The organism is Mangrovimonas sp. sgz306409, assembly GCF_059735265.1.
Genome location: NZ_JCAPEU010000003.1, coordinates 83,771 through 103,489, shown reverse-complemented (window position 1 = coordinate 103,489; position 19,719 = coordinate 83,771). Strand labels below are relative to the sequence as shown.

Here is a 19,719-nt window from a genome sequence, read left to right as displayed (position 1 = left end):
AAACTACTATAACAAAGGCGACCATAGCCTACAATAAGCCTCCTTCGCCCTTTGATGAAACGGCCGAGTCTTCCATCTCTCAAAATCTACCCGCTCGGCATCCTTTAAATCTTCCATAAATTGGTTTTCCAATTGCCGGCTCAACTCTTTGTTGTAAATAAGCGCATTAATTTCAAAATTAATATTGAAACTCCTGTAATCCATATTTGAAGTTCCTATGGAAGAAAACACACCGTCCACAGTAATGGTTTTAGCATGGATGATCCCTTTGGTATAGCGATATATCTTTACATCGGCCTCCATCAAAGTTTCCAAATAGGAATTACTGGCATATTTAGCCGTCCATGAATCTGATATTTTAGGAATCAACAGCCTTACATCTACCCCACTTTTGGCCGCTACCTGTAAAGCGGTTATAATTTGTTCATTGGGAATAAAATAAGGTGTAGTAATATAGACATACTCATCAGCCGTATTGATGGCTGTAAAAATTGCCTCCATGATATTGGCCCAATCAGTATCGGGGCCACTGGCCGCAATTTGTACGGCAACTTCTCCATTGGTAGCCACAGCTTCTGGAAACAAGTTCTTGGAAACCTTAAAGGTTTGGCCAGAAACAAATTCCCAATTGGTCAAAAAATGCACCTGAAGTGGCTTTACAGCTTCTCCCGTTAATTTAATATGGGTATCCCTCCAAAAATGTTTGTTTTCTTTTCGGTTGTTCAAGTAATTATCGGCTACATTAATTCCTCCTAGATATCCAACCTTTCCATCGATAATGGCAATTTTCCGATGGTCTCGATAGTTCATTTTACTGGTAAATTTCTTAAAAAGTACTGGCATAAAAGGATAAAACTCAACTCCGCTATCTCTTAACTTCTTTCTAGTAGCCCTAGACAGTTTACTTCCCACGGAATCAAAACTAAACCTAACGGACAATCCTTTAGTTGCCTTTTCACAGAGAATATCAATGATTTCAGAACCAATATCGTCATCATTAAAAATGTAGTACTCCAAGTGAATATGGTCTTCGGCAGCTTTTAAATCCTTCAACAAATTATCAAACGTCACATCTCCATTAATAAGAAGTTCAACATCATTTTTTAGGGTCAAAGGTGAGTTTTCACTCTTTTTCAAGAGATTCACCAATTTGATTTTATCTCCCAAAAAATGATCTAATTTGATCCTCTGCCCAAAATCCAATTCAAAATCCCTCTCCAGAGATTTTATAATATTTTGGTTGAGAATATGTTTTCTGTTGAAGATCTTGTTCTTACGGTACTCCTGACCAAAAAAGTAATAAACAATCAATCCTAGAAAAGGAAAAAAAACCAAGGTCAAAATATATGAGATGGTTTTGGTTGGATTGATATTTTTAGACAAAATTGTGGCTGCCGCAGAGGCAGCCAACAGGTAGTTTAGAACTAAGATTATTGTCCAAAAATTGTCCTTTACAATTTCTATCATTCAGGTTTTGACGTCTTGTAATAGCCTTCCTTAGGGATTTCTATAAAATATTCTTTTCTTGACTTATTGTTTAAAAATGGTTCCCTAAGCCAAGGATTGTGAATTTTTAAAATTTTGTAATTGATTCCAAAATCCTTAGCGAATTTTGAAAAGTCGGTTACGGCTGTGTCCACTTTTACCTTATACGTAGGCACTTCGGTATACAAATCACTTTCCTTGAAGTTGAAACCATACTGGCTAGGGTGGTTTAAAATTTCCTTAAGCGCCACGATTCTGAATAAATAACGCCCTGTTTCCTCTCCTAACAATAAATCGTAATAGTCATTAACCCCCTGTTCTTCCAACCTTTTGGCAACACCGTTGATACCTGCATTATATGAAGCAGCAGCCAACGTCCAAGAGCCAAACCGCTCCTTAGCATTCAAAAGGTATTTACAAGCAACTTCGGTGGCCATTTCCAAATGATATCTTTCATCCACATTGTCATTAACCTCCAGTCCATTTTCACGACCTGTAGCTTGCATAATTTGCCAGACCCCTCTTGCGCCAGCTGGCGATACGGCATTGGTCAATCCACTTTCAATAACAGCCAAATATTTAAAATCGTCCGGCACACCATTCTTCTTTAAAATAGGCTCTATGATTGGAAAATATTTATTTGCCCTTTTAAACAATAACAAGCCATTGGACTGCCAATAGGTATTTACCAACAACTCCCTGTCCATACGCTCATAAATATCAGGGTTTTCCAAAGGCACCAATTCCCCTGCAAAATTTAAATTTTCAGGCACACTCAAAGCATATACGTTGTAATCTTTGGTATACCTCGAAGGTTCTGTTAAAAGTTTATCTGAAGTTGATGTTTGTGTTGCGAAAATAAATAGCCCCGACACACAAATTAAACCAAAACCTGCTAAAATATTTCTCAAAGTCCTCATAATCCTGTTTTTATATAAATTTAAAAAATTTCCTTCACTCTTTATTTGTTAGCCCAAAATTAGTTTGGGCAAATGCTCATTGAACCAACGGTACCTGTTAACGATCATTATATGGGTTCCTCCTTTTACAACAATACAGTTGCCGTTGCATGAATGTGGAAAAATCCCATCCTTATCTCCATGAATGTAAATAGCATTAGGATGTGCTTCCTTTTGCTCCCATGAAATCACTTGCTTAATGGCCCAATCCCAATAGCGCTTATCCGTAACCGAAAGATACTTTTTGTACAACTCTACCCTTTTGGCCATGGTTTTGCCAACTGTATATTTACTTAAGGCTTCCACATGACTCACCAATTGCGTAGGCAAAAATTTATAGGCATTTGTAAACTTTGCCAACTTCATCCTTTTTGGCAGCTCATGTTTACTCTTAACGCTAGAAACTACAATTATTTTCCTTACGGGAATAAATTTGCTCATCTCCTGCACCAAAATCCCTCCAAAGGACACACCCAATAACACCACATTGGTATGTTTTATTTTAGCCACCATACGCTGCGCATAATGCGACAAACTTTCATTATCCTCTGGCAACATCCATTCCAACCAATGGATTTGGAACAGCTCCTTTGGTAATTTAATATTTTCAAAAATTGTTGGATTTGCTGCCATACCTGGCATCATGTATACGTGTATAATCTCCTCGCTCATTCCTTGTAATTCCAATCTCAAGAGTTCAACAATAAAACCTAGTTACACACCCAAAAAGCCTCTAAAAAACCTAAAGTTTTATCTCCTAAACACTTAACCTTAACAGGGCTTTAATATATGCAATAAATTTTGTAAATTTGCACTGCAAAACTACAGAAATGTTTTTTGTTTCCCCACTGACCCTTTAAAATAAATAATTAACTATGATTGATGCAGCTGAATTAATTGACAACGATTTTTTACGTCAATATGAACTAAAAATCGACAACGAACTTGCTAAGATTGAATATTCGCTTCAAGACCGTAAAATTTTCTTGACCAAGCTTATCATTCCGGAAACGGTAGAATCTGATGAGTTTGCCGAGGACTTTCTAAAATTGGTTTTTGCGGATATCCAAGATCGAAACATTAGCGTAGTTCCAACTAGTCCAGAAATTGCGAAATTCATAAGAAGACACAGACAATACAAAAAAATGCTACCGGTAGGTATCAGGATATAACAAAAAAACCGAAGTCTTATTACAAGGCTTCGGTTTTTTGTTTGTGCTTTTCTTAATTACTGTTTGGTATACACTTTAGTTAAATCTTTTGTTGCTACTACTTCAGTAAGCTCTGTATTGTATATTTCTATCGCATTTCCATAAACTATAGTCAACTCTCCTCCATTCAATGTGGCAACTGTATTTTCTCCCATTTGAACAGTTCCATTGGCACTATCATATGCATAATCCATAGCAAAACCAATAATTCCTTCGGCACATTCTACTTGAACTGCATAAGCATTGGCCCCTTCTCCATTCACTTCTGAAAACATTACCGTTGGATTGAATGTATCTTCGGATGAAACTATGCCATGTACATCGAAACTTAAAGTTTCCTTATTTGAACAGGTAGTTTCCTTTAAAAGATTAACGTTTGCTAGACCATCATTATTTAAGTCCATAGGCACTTCTGCTGACCAAGAGGTCAATTTCCACTTTCCTACTAAAGCATTTTTGGAAGAACTGTCTTCAGAACAAGCCACAGACAACTGTAGTATACAAATTAGGGAAATTACGGCTCCAAATTGTTTCATCAAATTACAAGCAGTTTTAAAATTTTTAAAAATACCGCTGAAAAAATTCCCAAGATTAAAAAATTGGATAAACTGTGAGAAAAACAGATAAAATGAAGATTCTCCTTAAACAACCAAGGCCTTAACAAACTCAAACCTTACAATACCGTCTTCTCCAATCTCCGTAAGGTTCACTTCATGCAGTGTATTGACCAATTCAGGGTTCCAAGGCGCTTTCACTTTAACATAATTATCGGTGAAGCCATGAATATAGCCTTCCTTATTTTCTCCTTCAAACAATACAGTTCTAGTAGCCCCAATCTGACTCTCATAAAAAGCTCTTCTCTTTTTAACAGATAGGCCTCTTAACATTTTACTACGTTTTCCCCTAACATTTTTAGAAACTACACCATCCATCAAAGCCGCTTCCGTATTGTCGCGCTCAGAATAAGTGAAAACATGCAGATAGGAGACATCCAATTCATTCAAGAAATTGTAGGTCTCCAAAAAGTGCTCGTCAGTTTCCCCTGGGAACCCTACAATAACATCCACTCCAATGCAGGCATGTGGCATCACTTCTTTTATCTTATTAACTCTGTCCACATACAACTCGCGCATATAGCGACGCTTCATCTTTTTCAAAATATCGTTGCTTCCACTTTGTAAAGGCACATGGAAATGGGGTACAAAAGCTCTAGATTTTGAGACCAACTCAATGGTTTCATTTTTAAGAAGATTAGGCTCTATAGAAGAAATACGCAAACGCTCAATCCCTTCTACCTGATCCAATTGGGTTACCAAGTCCAGAAATGTATGTTCGTGACGTTTATTTCCAAACTCGCCTTTACCATAATCCCCAATATTCACACCTGTCAAAACAATCTCCTTGATGTTCTTTTCTGAAATTTCCCTTGCATTTTTTAGTACATTTTCCATGGTATCACTTCTGGAAATACCACGAGCCAACGGAATGGTGCAATAGGTACATTTATAATCGCATCCATCCTGCACTTTCAAAAATGCTCTGGTCCTATCCCCAATGGAATAACTTCCTACATAAAAATCGGCTTCTTCTATTTCACAGGAATGTACTTCTCCAAAATCGTTTTTGGTAAGGTCGTTTAAATAGTCGGTGATTTTAAACTTTTCGGTGGCACCCAAGACCAAATCTACGCCTTCCACGTCAGCAAGTTCTTGAGGTTTCAATTGCGCATAACACCCAACAGCCGCCACAAAAGCTTCGGGATTGACTTTTTGAGCTTGCTTTACAATACTTTTAAATCGCTTATCGGCATTTTCCGTAACAGAACAGGTATTGATTACGTAGATATCTGCTTGCTCAGAAAAATCAACGCGATCAAATCCTTCATCGGAAAAACTTCTAGCAATAGTAGACGTTTCCGAGAAATTAAGTTTGCATCCTAATGTGTAAAAGGCGACTTTTTTATTCATCTTCCTAAACTCTTGAAAAGGAGTGCAAAAATACAAAAAAAGAGCGCTTTATCTAATTAAGCGCTCTCTTTTTTAATCTACTGACATTGAAACTCCTATTTCAAAAAACTCATTAAATTCCAAACCAACAAAGCCACTTTACAAACATGAACTTAACTCACATAAAAAGGAACTATTTATTTAATCTTTGAAAATTTTAAATGAAAATTAAAAAAGTATATCCAATATACATTCCAAACTAAAAGCCTTTGTAATTTTTTTTCATACTTTTATTTTTTAAGATTTCACACAATACCAAATCAGTACTATCATTCATTACCAAATGAAATTCCCTCCTATTTTTCACTTATTCCTCTTTACCTTATTATTTAATTGCCAGAAAAAAGAGAGCAACAACAATTTAGTTTTCCGCTATAACGAAAGCAATATTATCGGCTCCTTAGACCCAGCTTTTTCCCGCAATGTTGGCGAAACTTGGTTGGCCAATCAACTTTTTAATGGTCTTGTGCAAACAGACGACAGTTTGAACATCCTTCCTTGTATCTCCAAAAGTTGGTCCATTTCTGAAGATGGCTTGACTTACACTTTCAACTTAAAAAGTGATATCTACTTTCATAAAAGTCCTCTTTTTGGAAACGATTCCACTAGAACCGTTACGGCCGAAGATTTTGTGTATAGCTTCAACAGGCTTAGGGATAAATCCATTGCTTCGCCAGGAAGCTGGGTTTTGAACAAAGTCAACGACTTTAAAGCCATTAATGATACTATTTTTGAAATTAACCTTAAGACTAGATTTCCTGCTTTTTTAGGGTTGATGACCATGAAATACTGTTCGGTAGTACCTCGTGAGGTCGTAGACCATTATGGTAACGAGTTCAGGTCTCACCCTATTGGCACAGGGCCATTTTCATTTAAAAGATGGGAGGAAAATATCAAATTGGTTTTAAGACGAAACAACGCCTATTTTGAATATGATAAAAATGGTAAGCAATTACCCTATTTGGAAGCTGTTTCCATAACATTTCTTCCAGACAAACAAAGTGAGTTTTTACAATTCGCCCAAGGAAAACTCGATTTCCTGAACAGTCTTGACGCTTCTTACAAAGATGAAATACTCACAGCAAAAGGGGAATTAAGACCCAATTATGCAAAAGATGTCAATATGCTTCGAGGCCCTTATTTAAACACAGAATATTTAGGCTTTTATCTAGATGCAGACATTCCAGAAATACAATCTGAGACCTTAAGAAAAGCGGTTAATTATGGTTTCGACAGAACTAAAATGATGATTTATCTGCGAAATGATGTGGGCGTACCGGCCCATGGCGGCATGATTCCCAAAGGACTTCCTGGTTACAAAGCAGATATCGGTTTTTCCTATCAACCCGAAAAAGCCAAACAATTGGTAGAGCAGTTCAGAAAAGAGACCAACATCCAAAATCCGGAAATCACCATATCCACCACCAGCAACTATTTAAATTTTTGCGAATATATTCAAAGGGAATTAGGCAAGATTGGCATTTTGGTCAATGTGGATGTATTACCTTCCGCCACTTTAAGAGATGCAAGAAACAACGGGAAATTAGGTCTGTTTAGAGCCTCATGGGTAGCCGACTATCTGGATGCTGAAAATTATTTGAGTTTATTCTTCAGCAAAACCTTATCTCCAAACGGTTCCAACTACACACACTTTAAAAGCACCGCTTTTGATAGCCTTTACAATGCTTCCTTTGCAATCAATGATATTGAAAAACGAAAAGCACTTTACACCCAAATGGACAGTTTAGTGATGCAACAAGCTCCCATTGTTCCTTTGTATTATGACGAAGTTATTCGGTTTACCCAAAAGAATGTTTGGGGATTGGGTATCAATCCCGTAAACCAATTGGATTTAAGAACAGTGAAAAAGAATTAAAACGATTTTCTGTATTTATGAGTCATCTCAAATATATGCTCCAAAATAGCAGCGTCTTGTTCCGTAAATTCAATATTACGTCTTGACATCACAACATTAGCCACCTCAAATGCTTTTTTGGTTACAAATGTTGTAAATCCTGAACTCCCTCCCCATGCAAAACTTGGAATGAAATTTCTTGGATAACCACTACCAAAAACATTGGCACTCACCCCAACAACAGTTCCAGTGTTAAACATGGTATTGATACCCGACTTGCTATGATCTCCCATCATCAACCCACAAAACTGTAATCCTGTTCTAGCAAAACCTTCAGTTTCATAGTTCCAAAGACGGACTTCTGCATAGTTATTTTTTAAATTGGAATTATTGGTATCGGCTCCCAGGTTACACCATTCTCCCAATACCGAATTTCCCAAAAACCCATCATGCCCTTTATTTGAGTAAGCAAAAAGCACCGAATTATTGATTTCGCCACCAACCTTACTATAAGGTCCAACCGTGGTAGGGCCGTAAATTTTGGCTCCCATTTTTACAGTAGCACCTTCACATAAGGCAAATGGACCACGGATAATGGAACCTTCCATAATCTCGGCATCCTTTCCAATATAAATTGGACCGTTGGTAGCATTTAAGGTTACAAATTCCAATTTGGCGCCCTCTTCAATAAAAATTCTATTGGCGTGAATGGTATTGTTTGAAGATGGAATTGGCTGAGACTCCTTTCCTTTGGTCAACAGTTCGAAATCTTCGACAATAGCTTCGCCGTTTTTAGCAAAAATATCCCAAGTATGTTCTATTTTCAAGACGTCATCTTCAAACTCAATGGCTTCATACGTTTCAAAATCTACTTCTTCTTGAGTATCTGTGGTAAAAAATGCCAACACATCTTCACCCTTAAAAATGGCTTGGTTTTCTTTCAGGCTTTTCACCATCTCAACTAATTCCGCATTTGGCAGATAGGATGCATTGATCATGACATTCTCCTCCATTTCTACCATTGGAAATTTATCAGAAAGATATTCTTCTGTCAAAGTTGTGGTGGTGTACCCCAAAAATGTTTCCCATTTTTCACGAATGGTTAAAATACCAACCCGAATATCGGCCACCGGACGCGTATAGGTAAATGGCAACAAATTGTTGCGAGAAGGACCATCAAAAAGAATATAGTTCATTTGGAATGAGTTAAAGATTAAAAAGGCGAAAGAGCAAAGATGTTATAGAGAATCCGCCCAATAGCCACATCAAAAGTACCATATTTAGCCAAAACAAAAAAGCCTTTGGAACATTCCCAAAGGCTTTATATGTATAAAAAGACGCTTTAAATTACTTTTTGAATTTAGCGTATTTGTTTTTGAATTTATCAATACGTCCAGCGGTATCAACCAATTTGGATTTACCAGTATAAAATGGGTGAGACGTTCTTGAAATCTCTAACTTAATCAATGGATACTCAACCCCATCCACTTCTAAAGTTTCGTTAGTAACTGCTGTTGACTTTGTTAAAAATACGTCCTCGTTAGACATATCTTTAAATGCTACAAGTCTATAATTTTCTGGATGTATACCTTTTTTCATCGCTAAAGCTATTTTATCGTTTCATTTTTTCGAGCTGCAAATTTAAGCATTTTTTACTTATGTACAATGTTTTTTTAATTTTTATTGCAGTAAATTTATGTAACGATTTAGTATATTTGATTACTAACCCTAGTGTAAACTAAAAAAATCATCATTACAATGGAAAAATCTATCAAGTCCTCCGCCCTTAATTATGGACTTTATCTTGGCGCTACGCTTGTATTGGTAACCGTGCTTTCTTATGCTATTAACCTTGAACTTTTGACTAAATGGTGGCTTGGAATCATTTTATTTTTAGTCATTTTGATTTTTGGAATTGTCTCTACAGCAAGATCCAAAGGATTACTAAAAGGGTTTATCTCTTTTAAGGAAGCATTTTCCTCCTATTTCATTACCATAGCTGTAGGCTTTGTAATTAGTACGCTTGTTAGTATTGTACTTTTTAATGTTATTGATCCTGAAGCTTCAGAAATACTTAAGGAAAACGTCATGGAAAGCTCTCGCCAGATGATGGAAAATTTTGGAGCTCCACAATCTGAAATTGATAAAGCAATGCTACAAATGGAAGGCGAAAATCAATTTGCAATGGGCAATCAATTAAAATCGGTAGCGTTTCAATTGGTATTCTATTCAATCATCGGGCTTATCGTAGCATTGGCCATGAAACGCAATGATCCTAACGCAGCTTAAATAATTTCTTTACTTTTGGACGTAGAATTTTGAATTACACTCCATGGATATATCAGTAGTTATACCACTACTTAACGAACAAGAGTCTTTAACAGAACTACATGATTGGATTGCACGCGTTATGCAATCCAATCATTTTTCTTATGAAATCCTTTTTATTGATGATGGAAGTACAGATCAATCCTGGCAAACCATTGTAGGACTTTCTAAAAAAGATCCCAATGTAAAAGGAATCCGTTTTTTGAAGAATTTTGGCAAATCTCAGGCACTACATGCCGGTTTTTCTAAGGCTGAAGGAAACGTGATCATCACCATGGATGCCGATTTACAAGACAATCCAGAAGAAATACCTGAACTCTACCAAATGATTGTTCAGGACGACTACGATATGGTATCTGGATGGAAAAAGAAACGCTACGATTCCGTCCTTACCAAAAACATGCCTTCCAAACTCTTTAACTGGGCGGCAAGAAAAACCTCGGGGGTCAGCTTAAATGATTTCAACTGTGGTTTGAAAGCCTACAACATAAATGTGGTAAAAAACATTGATGTAAAGGGTGAAATGCACCGTTACATTCCTGTTTTGGCAAAAAATGCCGGCTTTTTGAAAATTGGCGAAAAGGTAGTTCAGCACCAAGCTAGAAAATACGGCACCACCAAATTTGGAATGGACCGTTTTATTCACGGCTTTTTAGACTTGATTACCATTTGGTTCATCTCCAGATTTGCACGACGTCCTATGCATCTTTTTGGCGCTTTGGGAGTTATCATGGTTACTATTGGATTTATCTTTGCACTTTATTTGGGTATCGACAAGCTCTTTATCCACCCACAAGGAAGATTGATTACCGAACGTCCTCAATTTTACATCTCCCTAACCACCATGATTATGGGAGCCCAGTTTTTTGTAGCAGGTTTCTTGGGCGAAACCATCCTTCAAAACAAAGAAGATAAAAAACGCTATTTAATTAAAAGCGAACTCAACCTATAGAAAGAAAGCAATTTAACTTTCTAAAAACCATTTCATCAACTCAAAAGCATCTCATAAAATGTATGAAATGCTTATTTTTGTGATATAATATTAGCTTATGAACACTTTAGAACCTCAATTACAGGAACGCATCCAAACCTGGCTAACCTCAACCTTTGATGCCGATACCCAGCAACATATCAAATCTTTAATGGACAGCAACCCCAACGAACTTAAGGAATCCTTTTATAAGGACCTTGAATTTGGCACCGGAGGTATGCGTGGTATTATGGGCGTTGGTACCAACCGTATCAACAAGTACACCCTTGGAAAAAATACGCAAGGATTGAGCAACTACCTGTACAAATGCTTCCCAAACCAACCTATTAAAGTGGTTATTGCCTACGACTGTAGACATAACAGTAAAACTTTGGCAAAAGTGGTGGCCGACGTGTTCTCTGCCAATAATATTGAAGTATATCTGTTTGAAGATTTACGTCCTACTCCAGAGCTTTCCTTTGCTGTGAAACACCTAGGATGCCAATGCGGAATTGTTTTAACAGCATCACACAACCCTCCTGAATATAACGGCTACAAAGTATATTGGGAAGATGGAGGTCAATTGGTACCACCTCAAGATCATGAAACTATCGAAGAAATTAATGCATTGGATTACTCTGAGGTTAAATTCAATGCCAATAAAGACTTGATTCATTTTATAGGAAAAGATATTGACGATGCCTTTGTAGATGCAGCGGTTGCCAATGCTTGTTTTACTAGTCAGGAAGCGAAAGACAATTTAACCATTGTGTTCACGCCATTGCACGGAACTTCCATCACCACCATCCCGGAAACTTTAAAACGTGCTGGTTTTAAAAATGTTCACATTGTGGAAGCTCAAAGCGAACCAAACGGAGACTTCCCTACGGTGACCTCCCCAAACCCAGAAGAACCTGAAGCTTTAAAAATGGCCTTGGAATTGGCAGAAGAAGTTAAAGCTGATATCGTAATAGGAACCGATCCCGATAGCGACCGTTTAGGAGTTGCCGTGAGAGATTTGGAAGGCAATATGGTATTATTGAATGGAAACCAAACCATGATCATGATGACGGAGTTTCTATTGAAACAATGGCATGACAAAGACCTTATCAAAGGAAAAGAATTTATAGGTTCCACTATTGTATCTACCCCTATGATGCAAAACCTAGCCGATGCTTTTGGAGTTTCGTATAAAGTAGGACTGACAGGTTTTAAATGGATTGCAAAAATGATCGTCGATTTCCCTGAACTGAAATTTATTGGTGGTGGTGAAGAAAGTTTCGGATTTATGGTTGGGGATTTTGTTCGAGATAAAGATGCAGTGACTTCTACCCTATTAGCTTGTGAAATTGCCGCGTATACCAAAGCTCAAGGCGGTTCATTCTACCAAGGTTTAATTGAAGCCTATGTGAAATATGGATTCTTTAAAGAACGCTTGATCTCTTTAACTAAAAAAGGAATTTCCGGTGCTGAAGAAATCAAACAAATGATGGTTGATGCCCGTGAAAATCCATTGAAAGAAGTGAATGGTTCAAAAGTAGTGACGGTGGACGATTACCAATTATCCATTTCTAAAGATTTAATACAAGGCACTGAAAGTCCTATAGACATTCCAAAATCCAATGTATTGATCTACACTACCGAAGACGGTAGCAGAATAGCCCTAAGGCCTAGTGGTACAGAGCCTAAAATCAAATTTTACATTAGCGTAAACACGATGTTAGACAATGTGTCAGAATTCAAAGCTGTGGAACAAAAATTGGAATCGAAAATCGATGCCATTTTAAAGGCCATGAAACTCAATTAATGGAATACCTAAAAAAACTGTCGCAATTCATACTTCCCTACAAGAAGTATGGGTACCTCAATATTTTCTTCAATGTGCTTTACGCACTGTTCAGTACACTGGCCATGGTGTCTTTAATGCCCATGATCAATGTATTGTTTGGAGAAACTAAAAAACTCACCGTAAAACCTGTGTATCAAGGCATCAAGCATCTAAAATCTTACGGTGAGGATTACCTGAATTACTTTGTAACAACAACCAATGCCAATGAAGGGCCAGAGCGCACTTTATTATATATGATTATTTTGATCATTAGCTTGTTCTTACTTAAAAACCTGTTTAATTATCTAGCCTTGTTCTCTATAACATTTCTTAGAAATGGGGTCCTGAAGGACTTAAGGAATGCCATTTACGACAAAGTAATCACCTTGCCTATTTCTTTCTATTCCGAAAAGAAAAAGGGGGACATCATTGCGCGTATTTCAGGAGATGTGAATGAAGTAAAAAACTCACTATTGGCCGTATTAGAACTTATTATCAAGGAACCTTTAACCATTGTATTTGCAATTATCACCATGTTTACCATTTCCACAAAACTCACTGTTTTTGTGTTTTTGTTCATTCCGGTAGCTGGGTTGATTATTTCTAGAATTGGAAAAAGTTTAAAACGCAAATCCAATAAAGTACAAACTGAACAAGGTGTATTCCTGTCAACCCTTGAGGAAACACTAAGTGGACTTAAAGTCATCAAAGGGTTTAATGCCGAGAAACGCTTTAATGATAAATTTCAAGACTCTACAAATCGCTTTTATCATTTTTCAAACACCTTACTGAATCGCCAAAACTTGGCCTCTCCTACTAGTGAATTTCTAGGAATCGTTACCATAGCAGCATTGTTATGGTATGGAGGCAGTATGGTTCTTATAGAAAACACTCTCTCGGGAGGTGCTTTTATCACCTATATGGCTTTGGCCTATCAAATTTTGACACCAGCGAAAGACATTAGTAAAGCAAGCTACAAAGTAAAGGCAGGAAATGCCGCCGCCGATCGTGTGTTGGAAATTTTGAATACAGAATCGCCTTTACAGGATAAGCCAAATGCCAAAGTTAAAAATGAATTCACTACGGCAATCGACATTAATAATATCTCCTTTAAATATGAAGATGACTGGGTTTTGAAAGACTTTTCAATTATTGTGCCTAAAGGAAAAACCGTAGCCTTGGTAGGACAGTCTGGAAGTGGAAAAAGTACCATTGCCAATTTGGTGACCAGATTTTATGATGTCAACAAAGGTAGTATTACCATAGACGGCGATGATATTCGCGACCTTAGCAAGCATTCATTAAGAGGCTTGATTGGATTGGTAACCCAAGACTCTATCCTTTTCAATGATTCCATTAAAAACAACATGCTTATAGGTAAAGAAGACGCCACTGATGAAGAGATTATCGAGGCCTTAAAAATTGCCAACGCTTGGGAATTTGTAAGCACACTTCCAAACGGTATTGAAACCAATATTGGAGATTCTGGGAACAAACTTTCTGGAGGCCAAAAGCAACGTCTTAGCATCGCTAGAGCCGTTCTAAAAAATCCTCCAATTATGATTTTGGACGAAGCCACTTCAGCATTGGATACTGAAAGCGAACGTTTGGTACAGGACGCTTTGGAAAAAATGATGATGCACCGTACTTCCATTGTCATAGCCCATAGGTTATCTACCATTCAAAATGCCGATGAAATTATTGTGATGCAAAAAGGACAAATTGTAGAGCAAGGTTCCCACGAAGAATTGCTTGCCAAACAAGGCGCCTATAAAAAGCTTGTGGAAATGCAGAGCTTTGATTAACAAACAATAACCTTAAAAAGCCAGAAAAGGATGCGACAACTGTTGCATCCTTTTCATTTTTATTACCAAATTTGGGGACATTGGTAACAGGTTTATAGGTTAGGCTGATGTAAACTTATAACATTTTTACATACAATGCAAGAAAAAAATGCATTTTATCGTGTTTTATTGCATTTCACCGATTCACTCGTGACGTAAATAATTAAACTTCAGCTAATTACACAAATACCGCATTTTACCAAAATTCCATTAAACTTTTCCTAATTTGTGGTGTCTAAGCAATAAACAACAGGTGATAAGCGAACAAGACCTCATAGTTCAATTAAAATCAGAACGCACCAAGGAACAGGCATTTAAGGAATTACTGTCTCAATACAAGGAACGTTTGTACTGGCACATCAGGAAAATTGTCATTTCCCATGATGATGCCGACGATGTCTTGCAAAACACCTTTATTAAAGTTTACAAAAACATTCATAACTTTAAAGGAGAAAGCCAATTGTTTTCATGGATGTACCGAATTGCCACCAATGAATCTATTACCTTTCTCAACCGAAAAGCAAAGTTTTTAAAAGCTTCAAGTGAAGAAATTCAGCAACAGGCCATAAACAATCTAAAAGCCGATGTGTATTTTGAAGGTGACGAAATCCAGTTGAAATTGCAAAAAGCCATAGCCTTGCTACCACAAAAGCAACAGCTCATCTTCAACATGAAATATTTTGATGACATTACTTATAGGGAAATGGCAGACATTTTAGAAACTAGTGAAGGTGCCCTGAAAGCATCCTATCATATTGCTGTGAAGAAAATAGAAAAATACCTAAGCTCAAATTAAACCTTTTTGGTATAATTTAGTCCAATTAATAATGAAAGACAACAAATTACATCTAAATAAATCTGCGGGACACCAAGTTCCTGAAGGCTATTTTGATAAGGTCGAAGACGCTATTTGGAATCAAGCAAATTTGTCCAGCAAAATAACTACTCCCGGATTTGAAGTGCCCTCTAATTATTTTGAGTCTTTTGATGCCAAAGTTTTAAGAAAAGTCCAGACCCAAGAGCTCGCTAACCCCAAAATTATACCATTTTGGACGCGGCAAACTACTTTTTATGCAGCCGGAATTGCGGCCAGCATCATCTTACTTTTGGGTTTATTTTTGAATTCCAAAGACAGTCTGGATTTTAATGACCTAGAAACAGTTTCCATTGAAAGCTATTTATCTGAAGAAGAATTTACAGATCAAGACCTAGCAGCTTTGACCACTGAGGACTACTTGCTTTTTGATGGATTTAACGAAACCAACATCCCAGATGCAACCATAGAAAATTATCTTATAGAACATTCGTCATTGGACGATTTGGAATACATATCAGAACCATGAGACAATTCACTTTAACAGTACTTCTTTTTTGCCTGAGCTTTGGCATCCAAGCCCAAGAACCAGACAGGGAGAAAATCAAGACCTTGAAAATTGCCTTCCTAACAGAACGTTTGAACCTCACCAAAAAAGAGGCCCAAGAATTTTGGCCAGTTTACAACACTTTTGAAGATAGCAACAACCAGCTTAGGCATGAAGCATTCACTAAACGAAGAAATGCCAATTTGGAAAGTTTAACGGAATCCCAGGCCAAAGCCCTACTAAATGAAATTGCAGCTATTGAAAACCAACGTCACCAGTTGAAGACAAAATTTCTCAAGGATTTACAGGAAATTTTATCTGCCAAGAAAATTTTGCTGCTCAAACAATCTGAAGATGATTTCAAGCATCAAATGTTTGAGGAATTCAAAAAACGTCGTCGTGAACAACATGGGAAACCATAATAAAAAGGAAGTCAAAATGGCTTCCTTTTTCATTTCAACCACAACATATCGCCAGGAATGTGTTTTACTTAAAATTCTTATGACAATTCGTAGCTTTTAAACTACCTTTGCATGTTTTTATTTTTTAAATCCGGCAACTGTTAAACTATTGCATTAAAACCAATTAGCCAGCAGGGCCTTGAACATTACAATATGCGCTTACACAGAAACCTATGTTTTGCAACCGTAGATGGTTTATTACAGATATTCAATGAAGGACTTTATGCAGATAAAGTAATCCAACAGCTTTTAAAACGCGACAAGCGTTGGGGAAGCCGTGACCGTGCCTTTGTGGCCGAAACCACTTACGATATTGTACGTTGGAAGCGCCTGTATGCCGAAATCGCCAACGTAAAAGAACCGTTTGACAGAGATGATATTTGGCGTCTATTTGCTGTTTGGGCAACCTTGAAAGGTATTAGATTGCCAGATTGGAAATATTTTGAAAACACCCCACAACGAAAAATCAAAGGGCGTTTTGATGAACTTTCCAAAATTAGAAAGTTCCGCGACTCCATTCCTGATTGGATGGACGAACTTGGTGTTCAGGAATTGGGCGAAACGGTTTGGACCAAAGAAATTTCAAAACAAAACGAACAGGCCGATGTAATTTTAAGGGTAAACACTTTAAAAACGAACAAGAAAGACCTTCAACTTCGTCTTCAGTCTGAAAATATAGAGACTGAGTTTTTATCAGACTACCCTTCCGCCTTAAGGCTTAAGGAACGTGCCAATGTTTTTAAAACCGAGGCCTTTAAAGAAGGATGGTTTGAAGTTCAGGATGCTTCTTCTCAATTGGTTGCTCCATATCTAGATGTTACCCCTGGCATGAAAGTTGTTGATACCTGTGCAGGAGCTGGTGGAAAAACATTGCACATTGCTTCCCTTATGGAAAACAAAGGCCAAATAGTTGCCATGGACATTTACGAAAGTAAATTGAAAAAGCTCAAGGTTAGAGCAAAACGCAACGGTGTGCACAACTTGGATTTAAAAGTTTTGGATTCTACCAAGCCTATCAAGAAGCTTTACGGAAAAGCTGATAGAGTATTAATTGATGCGCCGTGTTCTGGTCTAGGAGTAATGAGAAGAAATCCAGATTCCAAGTGGAAATTGGAACCTGAATTCATTGAAAATATCAAAGTGACCCAACAGGAAGTATTGCAACAATATTCCAAAATGGTAAAACCAGGAGGAAAATTGGTATACGCCACCTGTTCTGTACTACCATCGGAAAACCAAAACCAAGTGGCTGCCTTTTTGAAGTCAGAAAACGGTAAAGATTTCAAATTAGTAAAAGACAAAAAGATTTTGGCCTACGAATCTGGATTTGATGGTTTTTATATGGCTCAATTGGAGAAAAACAAATAATAATCGAAACGTGCGTTTATGAAACATAACTACCTACTGCTTTTATTTTTCATGACTTTCCGTTTGTTTGCTCAGATTCCTGAAGGATATTATGATGCAGCCGAAGGGCTCGATGGGTATACTCTTAAAACAGCACTTAAAACCATTATTGATGATATTGACGATAGTAACGGCCAAGCCTTTCATGATACTTCCGTAACCTACAGTCAACTTTGGACTTTGTATCAAACTTCTGATGTAAGAGCTGATGGTAAGGTTTGGGATATTTATAGCGATTGTGATTTTGAATTTGGCACCGACCAAGATAATGGAACTGGCGGTACAGTAGAATGTGATAGATACAACCGTGAACATACTTTTCCTAGAAGTTGGTTTGGCAATAACCAAAACCATCCCATATTTGCTGATGCGTTCCATATTCTACCAACTGATAAAAAAGTCAATGCCGAACGCGGCAATTTGGCTTTTGGTGAAGTTTCTACGGCAAGCTACACGTCTCTAAACGGATCTCAAAGAGGCAGCACTGACCTTTCGGGACCTGTGGGAGAAGTTTTTGAACCTGTAGACGATTATAAAGGGGATATTGCCCGTGGCCTGTTTTATATTGCTGTTCGTTACCAAGAAGATGTGGCTTCATGGGAAACTAACGACACCAACGGCAACAGTATGTTGGATGGCACTAGCGATAAAGTATTTGAGCAATGGGCTTTAGACCTGCTTTACAATTGGCATATCAACGACCCTGTAAGCACTAAAGAAATAGATAGAAACAATGTCATTTTTGAGCATCAGGACAATAGGAACCCATTTATTGACCACCCCGAATATGTAAGTGCTATTTGGCAGGAAGAATTATCGGTAAGTGAGCATCAAGCCCATCTGGAACCTATCTTCTACCCCAACCCGGTAAATGGCAATGCCCTTTATATAGAAACCACTTTTGATTTGGATATTCAAATCTATAATGTCTTGGGAAAACTGAATCTTGAAAAACAGGTATCCAACACTGAAAACAAGTTGGACATTTCCAAGCTAAACAGCGGCATCTATCTGGTTAAATTACAGTATCAAAATCAGACAGTCACCAAAAAGCTTATCAAACAATAACTTCATAAGAATTTGTAATTTTAAGGTCATCTATCAACAGATGACCTTTTTTATTGCATGGAAACCAATATCATCACCTACCTATCAGAACAATTAAATGAATCCATTTTGGACTTTCAATCCATTTCAGGAGGCGATATTTCTCAGGCTTATTTATTAAGAACCAAGAGCAATTCCTATTTCCTAAAAGCCAACAAGAGTTCCAAAGCTCTCGATATGTTTCAAAAGGAAGCCTTGGGACTGAAGCTCATTGCAGAAACCAACACCATTTCCACTCCAGACGTATTACATTGTAATAAACTTGAAGATACTTCTCTTTTACTCATGGAATATATACCTGCAAAAACTCCTTCTTCCAAAGATTTTAAAACCCTTGGAGAAGAATTAGGAAACTTACACAAGATATCCAGTAGCTCGTTTGGGTTTAATAGCGACAATTATATAGGAAGTTTGCATCAAAGTAACAAAACAACTGACACTTGGATCGAATTCTACGTAAACGAACGACTGTTTCCTCAATTACAACTCGCTATTCAAAACTACTTACTTTTTGAGTCAGAATGTCCTTCCAAAGAACAAATGATAGAAAAACTTGCTCCCTTCTTCCAAAATGTAGTTCCCTCACTTTTACATGGGGATTTATGGAGCGGAAATTACCTGATTTCTCAAGATGGCACTCCCTATCTTATAGACCCTGCGCCTTACTATGGACACCACGAAGTAGACATTGCCATGAGCAAATTATTTGGTGGCTTTGGCCCGGAATTATATAAGGCTTACCACAAACAACATCCAGAAACTTTTCATACCCAAGACAGAATTTCTATTTACCAACTCTATTACTTATTGGTGCACCTCAATTTGTTCGGAAAGAGCTACTATGGTTCTGTTAGTCATCTCTTAGAAAAGTACTTTTAAGCACCACTTATTAACCCT

The 19,719-nt window shown here is 37.3% G+C and carries 19 protein-coding genes; 12 read left to right on the top strand and 7 right to left on the bottom strand.

From position 1 onward, the window contains the following. Positions 1–6 precede the first annotated feature (6 nt). Genes cls through AC6I5C_RS06275 form a run of 3 tightly spaced genes read right to left on the bottom strand, consistent with a single transcriptional unit; the run spans position 7 to position 3,116 of the window. Positions 7–1,467 (bottom strand): cardiolipin synthase, encoded by a 1,461-nt coding sequence (gene cls, locus AC6I5C_RS06285; protein ID WP_497904425.1) that lies wholly within the window; start codon positions 1,465–1,467, stop codon positions 7–9. Then, the gene (locus tag AC6I5C_RS06280) at positions 1,464–2,405 is read right to left on the bottom strand and encodes a lytic transglycosylase domain-containing protein (RefSeq protein ID WP_497904424.1); all 942 of its coding nucleotides are present in this window, start codon (positions 2,403–2,405) and stop codon (positions 1,464–1,466) included. The genes cls and AC6I5C_RS06280 overlap by 4 nt, the downstream gene beginning before the upstream one ends. Before the next feature lie 48 nt (positions 2,406–2,453). Beyond that, positions 2,454–3,116, bottom strand: coding sequence for an alpha/beta hydrolase family protein (locus AC6I5C_RS06275; RefSeq protein ID WP_497904676.1), 663 nt, complete (start codon positions 3,114–3,116; stop codon positions 2,454–2,456). Between the two features lie 203 nt (positions 3,117–3,319). Here AC6I5C_RS06275 and AC6I5C_RS06270 point away from each other — a divergent pair, with 203 nt between their 5' ends. Continuing rightward, complete coding sequence (locus tag AC6I5C_RS06270) at positions 3,320–3,616, top strand: GNAT family N-acetyltransferase (RefSeq protein WP_171971857.1); 297 nt, start codon at positions 3,320–3,322, stop codon at positions 3,614–3,616. 56 nt (positions 3,617–3,672) lie between these two features. Here the strand turns inward: AC6I5C_RS06270 and AC6I5C_RS06265 are convergent, their stop codons facing one another. After that, positions 3,673–4,191, bottom strand: a complete 519-nt coding sequence (locus AC6I5C_RS06265) for a hypothetical protein (protein ID WP_497904423.1) — start codon at positions 4,189–4,191, stop codon at positions 3,673–3,675. 105 nt (positions 4,192–4,296) lie between these two features. After that, positions 4,297–5,622, bottom strand: coding sequence for a tRNA (N(6)-L-threonylcarbamoyladenosine(37)-C(2))-methylthiotransferase MtaB (mtaB, locus tag AC6I5C_RS06260; RefSeq protein WP_497904422.1), 1,326 nt, complete (start codon positions 5,620–5,622; stop codon positions 4,297–4,299). Between the two features lie 322 nt (positions 5,623–5,944). Between mtaB and AC6I5C_RS06255 the strand changes: the two genes are divergently transcribed. Beyond that, positions 5,945–7,537, top strand: coding sequence for an ABC transporter substrate-binding protein (locus AC6I5C_RS06255; protein ID WP_497904421.1), 1,593 nt, complete (start codon positions 5,945–5,947; stop codon positions 7,535–7,537). Here the strand turns inward: AC6I5C_RS06255 and AC6I5C_RS06250 are convergent. Both AC6I5C_RS06250 and AC6I5C_RS06245 read right to left on the bottom strand, forming a co-directional pair. Continuing rightward, the gene (locus AC6I5C_RS06250) at positions 7,534–8,712 is read right to left on the bottom strand and encodes a GlmU family protein (protein ID WP_497904420.1); all 1,179 of its coding nucleotides are present in this window, start codon (positions 8,710–8,712) and stop codon (positions 7,534–7,536) included. The two genes, AC6I5C_RS06255 and AC6I5C_RS06250, sit on opposite strands and share 4 nt — an antisense overlap. A 151-nt stretch (positions 8,713–8,863) precedes the next feature. Beyond that, positions 8,864–9,115: a type B 50S ribosomal protein L31 gene (locus AC6I5C_RS06245; protein WP_053978329.1), complete on the bottom strand. Its 252-nt coding sequence runs from the start codon at positions 9,113–9,115 to the stop codon at positions 8,864–8,866. Between the two features lie 159 nt (positions 9,116–9,274). On the opposite strand from AC6I5C_RS06245, the gene AC6I5C_RS06240 reads away from it, so the two are divergent. The 10 genes from AC6I5C_RS06240 (at position 9,275) to AC6I5C_RS06195 (ending at position 19,701) form a co-directional block, all read left to right on the top strand. After that, positions 9,275–9,805 (top strand): DUF4199 domain-containing protein, encoded by a 531-nt coding sequence (locus AC6I5C_RS06240; protein WP_497904419.1) that lies wholly within the window; start codon positions 9,275–9,277, stop codon positions 9,803–9,805. Between the two features lie 43 nt (positions 9,806–9,848). After that, on the top strand, positions 9,849–10,796 hold the full coding sequence (locus AC6I5C_RS06235) for a glycosyltransferase family 2 protein (RefSeq protein ID WP_497904418.1): 948 nt from the start codon (positions 9,849–9,851) through the stop codon (positions 10,794–10,796). A gap of 97 nt (positions 10,797–10,893) precedes the next feature. Next, positions 10,894–12,621 (top strand): phospho-sugar mutase, encoded by a 1,728-nt coding sequence (locus tag AC6I5C_RS06230; RefSeq protein ID WP_497904417.1) that lies wholly within the window; start codon positions 10,894–10,896, stop codon positions 12,619–12,621. Further along, positions 12,621–14,447, top strand: coding sequence for an ABC transporter ATP-binding protein (locus tag AC6I5C_RS06225; protein WP_497904416.1), 1,827 nt, complete (start codon positions 12,621–12,623; stop codon positions 14,445–14,447). The genes AC6I5C_RS06230 and AC6I5C_RS06225 overlap by 1 nt, the downstream gene beginning before the upstream one ends. A 292-nt stretch (positions 14,448–14,739) precedes the next feature. Beyond that, positions 14,740–15,282, top strand: coding sequence for an RNA polymerase sigma factor (locus tag AC6I5C_RS06220; RefSeq protein ID WP_053978324.1), 543 nt, complete (start codon positions 14,740–14,742; stop codon positions 15,280–15,282). Between the two features lie 31 nt (positions 15,283–15,313). Beyond that, complete coding sequence (locus AC6I5C_RS06215) at positions 15,314–15,829, top strand: hypothetical protein (RefSeq protein WP_497904415.1); 516 nt, start codon at positions 15,314–15,316, stop codon at positions 15,827–15,829. Then, positions 15,826–16,269, top strand: coding sequence for a sensor of ECF-type sigma factor (locus tag AC6I5C_RS06210; RefSeq protein ID WP_497904414.1), 444 nt, complete (start codon positions 15,826–15,828; stop codon positions 16,267–16,269). The genes AC6I5C_RS06215 and AC6I5C_RS06210 overlap by 4 nt, the downstream gene beginning before the upstream one ends. A 192-nt stretch (positions 16,270–16,461) precedes the next feature. Beyond that, on the top strand, positions 16,462–17,676 hold the full coding sequence (locus tag AC6I5C_RS06205; protein ID WP_497904413.1) for an RsmB/NOP family class I SAM-dependent RNA methyltransferase: 1,215 nt from the start codon (positions 16,462–16,464) through the stop codon (positions 17,674–17,676). An 18-nt stretch (positions 17,677–17,694) separates the two neighbouring features. Further along, positions 17,695–18,783 carry an endonuclease gene (locus tag AC6I5C_RS06200; protein ID WP_497904412.1) on the top strand — a complete coding sequence of 363 codons (1,089 nt, stop codon included), beginning with the start codon at positions 17,695–17,697 and terminating at the stop codon, positions 18,781–18,783. Positions 18,784–18,840: 57 nt separating this feature from the next. Then, positions 18,841–19,701: a fructosamine kinase family protein gene (locus AC6I5C_RS06195; RefSeq protein WP_497904411.1), complete on the top strand. Its 861-nt coding sequence runs from the start codon at positions 18,841–18,843 to the stop codon at positions 19,699–19,701. The last annotated feature ends 18 nt before the right edge of the window (positions 19,702–19,719 follow it).

Bases quoted from the DNA above. Each gene is read 5' to 3' on its own strand.
- cls (WP_497904425.1), bottom strand. From the start codon at position 1,467: ATGATAGAAATTGTAAAGGACAATTTTTGGACAATAATCTTAGTTCTA.
- AC6I5C_RS06280 (WP_497904424.1), bottom strand. From the start codon at position 2,405: ATGAGGACTTTGAGAAATATTTTAGCAGGTTTTGGTTTAATTTGTGTG.
- AC6I5C_RS06275 (WP_497904676.1), bottom strand. From the start codon at position 3,116: ATGAGCGAGGAGATTATACACGTATACATGATGCCAGGTATGGCAGCA.
- AC6I5C_RS06270 (WP_171971857.1), top strand. From the start codon at position 3,320: ATGATTGATGCAGCTGAATTAATTGACAACGATTTTTTACGTCAATAT.
- AC6I5C_RS06265 (WP_497904423.1), bottom strand. From the start codon at position 4,191: ATGAAACAATTTGGAGCCGTAATTTCCCTAATTTGTATACTACAGTTG.
- mtaB (WP_497904422.1), bottom strand. From the start codon at position 5,622: ATGAATAAAAAAGTCGCCTTTTACACATTAGGATGCAAACTTAATTTC.
- AC6I5C_RS06255 (WP_497904421.1), top strand. From the start codon at position 5,945: ATGAAATTCCCTCCTATTTTTCACTTATTCCTCTTTACCTTATTATTT.
- AC6I5C_RS06250 (WP_497904420.1), bottom strand. From the start codon at position 8,712: ATGAACTATATTCTTTTTGATGGTCCTTCTCGCAACAATTTGTTGCCA.
- AC6I5C_RS06245 (WP_053978329.1), bottom strand. From the start codon at position 9,115: ATGAAAAAAGGTATACATCCAGAAAATTATAGACTTGTAGCATTTAAA.
- AC6I5C_RS06240 (WP_497904419.1), top strand. From the start codon at position 9,275: ATGGAAAAATCTATCAAGTCCTCCGCCCTTAATTATGGACTTTATCTT.
- AC6I5C_RS06235 (WP_497904418.1), top strand. From the start codon at position 9,849: ATGGATATATCAGTAGTTATACCACTACTTAACGAACAAGAGTCTTTA.
- AC6I5C_RS06230 (WP_497904417.1), top strand. From the start codon at position 10,894: ATGAACACTTTAGAACCTCAATTACAGGAACGCATCCAAACCTGGCTA.
- AC6I5C_RS06225 (WP_497904416.1), top strand. From the start codon at position 12,621: ATGGAATACCTAAAAAAACTGTCGCAATTCATACTTCCCTACAAGAAG.
- AC6I5C_RS06215 (WP_497904415.1), top strand. From the start codon at position 15,314: ATGAAAGACAACAAATTACATCTAAATAAATCTGCGGGACACCAAGTT.
- AC6I5C_RS06210 (WP_497904414.1), top strand. From the start codon at position 15,826: ATGAGACAATTCACTTTAACAGTACTTCTTTTTTGCCTGAGCTTTGGC.
- AC6I5C_RS06205 (WP_497904413.1), top strand. From the start codon at position 16,462: ATGCGCTTACACAGAAACCTATGTTTTGCAACCGTAGATGGTTTATTA.
- AC6I5C_RS06200 (WP_497904412.1), top strand. From the start codon at position 17,695: ATGAAACATAACTACCTACTGCTTTTATTTTTCATGACTTTCCGTTTG.
- AC6I5C_RS06195 (WP_497904411.1), top strand. From the start codon at position 18,841: ATGGAAACCAATATCATCACCTACCTATCAGAACAATTAAATGAATCC.